Raw genomic sequence first — 3,739 nt, 5'->3', positions numbered from 1 at the left:
GTGGGACGGGGGAGTTCCCGGGCGGGACCGGGTCGGGTAGCGGCTCCGGCACCGGCAGCGGCACCGGCACCGGCACCGGCACCGGCACCGGCACGGGCACCGGCACCGGAACCGGAACCGGAACGGGTGCCGACGCCGGTGACGCCGGCACGTCCTCCTGACCGCGCCGGCGGCCGCCTCGGGTCAGACGACCGACCAGCCGCCGTCGCTCGGCAGGACCGCGCCGTTCACGTTCGCGGCGTCGTCGCTGAGCAGCCAGGTGATCGCGGCCGCGAGCCGCTCCGCCTCGGCGGGCTGGGGCACGGCGACCTGCATGATCGGACCGATGCGGCCGGCGGCGAAGTCCGATCGCATCGGGGCCTCGATGTTCGTCATGACCGCTCCGGGCGCGACGGCGTTCGCTCGGACGCCGCTCGGGCCGTAGAAGAACGCGACGCTCTTCGTGAGGCCGACGACGGCGTGCTTCGACGTCGTGTAGGCGACGCCGGCGGCCGAACCGCGGAACGCCGCCTCCGATGCCACGTTGACGATCGAGCCCGCGCCGGCGGGGATCATGAGCCCGAGCACCGCGCGCGTCAGACGCATGGGCCCCGTCACGTTGACGCCCATGACGCGGTCCCACGTCGCGTCGTCGACCTCGGCCGGCGGCAGGAACGCGTCCATGATCCCGGCGACGTTCGCCAGGCCGTCCACGGATCCGTCGGCGGCCGCGATGACGGCGTCGATCGTCGCGGCCTGCGCCACGTCGCCGACCACGGTGACGACGTCGTGCCCGGCCAGCTCGCCGCGCAGGGCGTCGAGTCGGTCGGCGGCGACGTCGGTGGCGACGACGCGGGCGCCCTCCTGCACCAGCCGGGTGGCGGTGGCCCGGCCGATGCCGGAACCGGCGCCGGTCACGATGACGGTCCTCCCGTCGAATCGCTTCGGGGTGATGGTCTGCGTCATGATTGCTCCTCGTCGAACGGGGCCGCGGGCCGGCCCGGAAGCAGTTATAGCACTCAGTGCCAAAAGGAGGCCCGGTGGCAGCAGCGAGGACGGGCCGCCCCGTCGAGGTGGACCCCGACCACGTCGCCGAGGTCGCGCTCCGGTTGTTCGCCGAGCGCGGCTTCGATGCGGTGACCATGGACGACGTCGCGGTGGCGGCTGGCGTCAGTCGGCGCACCCTCTTCCGGGTGTTCCGGACCAAGGACGACCTCGTCTGGGGCGGGACCGCCGAGGCGGCCGACCGGATCGCCGCCGAGCTCGCCGCGCTGCCGGACAGGGCCGACCCCTACGAGGCGATGCGGACGGCGTACGTGGCCGCGCTCACCTTCCCGTCCTCGCTCATCCCCGTGACGCGGGCGCGACTGCGTCTCATCGCGGACCACGAGCGATTGTCGGCCGGTGCGGTGACCCGGCTCGGCGCGGGCCGTGACCTCGTCGTCGGGGAGCTGCGCCGGCGGCTCGGACCGGACGCGTCGCCGCTGCTCCTCGAGGTCCGTACCAGCGCGATCGCCGCCGCGGTGTTCGCCGCGATGACCTTCTGGGCCCGGCAGGACGGCGGCGATCCCGCGACCGTCGTGGACCGCGCTCTCGCAGGCCTCGTCCGGGACTGGTCGGCGGACGACTGAGGTCCGACCGGACCCGGACGTGACCACCGGCCGACAGCGTCGGTCAGCAGTCCGTCGGCGTCCTCGGTCAGCAGTCCGTCGGCGTCAGATCGCGGCGAGCAACGCCGCACCGACCGCCCCACCGTCGTCGTCGAGCGCGGTCGCGCGGAGGTCGAGGTCGAGGCCGTGCAGCGCCACGGCTCGGACGGTCCGGACGGTCGCGTCGCGGTAGGCGTCGAGGAACCGCGCACCACCGCCGCCGATGACGACGCGCGTGGGTCGGAGGACCGTCACGAGGGTGCGGAGACCGAGCCCGACGCGCTGTCCGTACCGGTCGAACACGGCCTGCGCCGTCGGGACCCCGTCGAGCGCCGCCGCCGCCATTCGGTCGAGCCCGCCGACGTCCTCGACGCCGGCCAGCCGCTGGAGCGCCCGACGCGATGCCGTCTGCTCCCAACACCGCGTCCGTCCGCAGTAACACGGAGCCGGCTCCTCGTCGGGCACGTCGAGGTGTCCCGCCTCGGGTTGGAACCCGTCCGCTCCGAGCACGGGTGACCCGTGCCGGACGACGGCCACGCCGATACCGGTCCCGATCGTCACGTGGAGCAGGTCGGCCGCCCCACGGCCCGCACCGACGGTCGCTTCCGCGACCGCGGCGGCGACCGCGTCGCTCTCGACGACGCAGGGTGCACCGCTGGCCGCGGTGACGAGCGGGGCGAGCGCGATGTCCGAGAACCCGGGCAGCGTGTGCGGGTTGCGGACGATGCCGTCCGCGTCGACGGGGCCGGAGGCGCCGATCCCGACGCCCGAGATCGTCGCGGGCCCGACCTGCCCGCCGGCACCCGCGGTGACGACGGCGATCCCGTCGGCGAGGAACGCAGTGGCGGCACCCGCGTCGACCGCGACCGGCGTGCGCACGGTGTGCCGTGCGAGCACGACGCCCTCTTCGTCGATCGCGGCGAACCGGGTCCCGGTGCCGCCGATGTCGATGCCGACGCGGACGGAGGCGGGGAGGTCGGGCACGGCGCTCACAGTGCCGTGGTCACCTTGGAGCCGTACGCGAACGCTCCGGGGACCACCCCTGCCGCGCGCGCGAACGCGACGGCGAGGAACTCGGCGACGACCGCGCCCGTGACGAGTCCCTCGACCGGGCCGCTGCGCGGAGCGGGGACCGCGGTCGCGCCGTCCACCGCGCTGGTCCCGACGGTGAGCACGCGAGCCCCCGTGGCCACGAGGTCCGCGCCGAGCCGCTGGAGCGCGGCGCCGCCCTCGGACTCGTCGACCCCGTAGAGCACGGTCGTCAGTCCCGGCCCGGCGAGTTCGAACGGCCCGTGCCGGAACTGCCCGCCGACGTGGCCCTCCGCGGCCACCTTCGAGGACTCCTTCGTGATGAGACCGCTGAGGAGCGCGGTCGCGGCGTCGTCGCCCCGGCCGACCATGGCCACACGGCGCCCGGGTTCGGCGACCGTCGCGCGGGCGAACCCGCCGAGGTCGACCCGCGACAGCATGTCCTCGACGGTGTCGGCGATCCTCGTCAGGTCGTCGGGGAGTCCCGCCGTGTCGCCACCGCCGAGTGCGAGCGCGACCGCGCGCTGCACGGCCAGCGTGTTGACGTAGCTCTTCGTGCTCACGGTCGCCTCGGGTCCGCTGTGCAGCGCCAGGTGGACGTCGGCACGGACGGCGAGCGGACTCGTGGCGTCGTCCGCGATCCCGACGACCGCGCCCGGCCTGATCGATCCAGCGCCGATGCGGTCGAGCAGCTCGACGACCTCGCCGCTCGCCCCGGACTGCGAGGTCGCGACGACGAGGGTCGACGGGGTCACGAGCTCGGGGGTGTCGAGCAGCTGTCCGGTGTCGACGCTCCATGCGGGCACGCCGGCCGCGACGAGTGCGCGCCACGTGGGGATGCCGGCGAAGTGCGACGAACCCATACCGGTGAGCACGACGCGGTCCCACGGTCGGTCGGTGACGCGCTCGATGCCGGCGGCGGGTCCGGCGGCGGCGAGGCGCCGCAAGGCCGCGGGCTGTTCCAGGATGTCGGCTTCGAAGGGGGTGATCTCGGTCATGTGGAGCTTCCTGATCGTGCCGCGGCGGCGCGCGGCGGTGGGGACCGGGCCGGCGAGGGGGGACGGCGACCCGGGGTCGGAAGG

At 74.9% G+C, this 3,739-nt stretch carries 4 protein-coding genes; 1 reads left to right on the top strand and 3 read right to left on the bottom strand.

Going from position 1 to position 3,739, the window contains the following annotated elements:
* Positions 1-183 precede the first annotated feature (183 nt).
* Positions 184-945: an SDR family NAD(P)-dependent oxidoreductase gene (locus tag DEI86_RS16235; protein WP_111050191.1), complete on the bottom strand. Its 762-nt coding sequence runs from the start codon at positions 943-945 to the stop codon at positions 184-186.
* 74 nt (positions 946-1,019) lie between these two features.
* Between DEI86_RS16235 and DEI86_RS16230 the strand changes: the two genes are divergently transcribed.
* Positions 1,020-1,610: a TetR family transcriptional regulator gene (locus tag DEI86_RS16230; RefSeq protein ID WP_220038541.1), complete on the top strand. Its 591-nt coding sequence runs from the start codon at positions 1,020-1,022 to the stop codon at positions 1,608-1,610.
* 84 nt (positions 1,611-1,694) lie between these two features.
* On the opposite strand, the gene DEI86_RS16225 is transcribed toward DEI86_RS16230, so the two are convergent.
* Together DEI86_RS16225 and DEI86_RS16220 are read right to left on the bottom strand one after the other, a co-directional pair.
* Positions 1,695-2,612, bottom strand: a complete 918-nt coding sequence (locus DEI86_RS16225; protein WP_181439824.1) for an ROK family protein — start codon at positions 2,610-2,612, stop codon at positions 1,695-1,697.
* 5 nt (positions 2,613-2,617) lie between these two features.
* A complete protein-coding gene (locus tag DEI86_RS16220; protein WP_111050188.1) occupies positions 2,618-3,655 on the bottom strand; it encodes an SIS domain-containing protein in 1,038 nt (345 codons plus the stop codon).
* Positions 3,656-3,739: the final 84 nt, after the last annotated feature.

Source organism: Curtobacterium sp. MCBD17_028 (assembly GCF_003234875.1).
Classification (GTDB): domain Bacteria; phylum Actinomycetota; class Actinomycetes; order Actinomycetales; family Microbacteriaceae; genus Curtobacterium.
Note: the sequence above shows the minus strand (reverse complement) of the source record. Positions and strands in the feature narration are given on the sequence as shown.

Bases quoted from the DNA above. Each gene is read 5' to 3' on its own strand.
- DEI86_RS16220 (WP_111050188.1), bottom strand. From the start codon at position 3,655: ATGACCGAGATCACCCCCTTCGAAGCCGACATCCTGGAACAGCCCGCG.
- DEI86_RS16235 (WP_111050191.1), bottom strand. From the start codon at position 945: ATGACGCAGACCATCACCCCGAAGCGATTCGACGGGAGGACCGTCATC.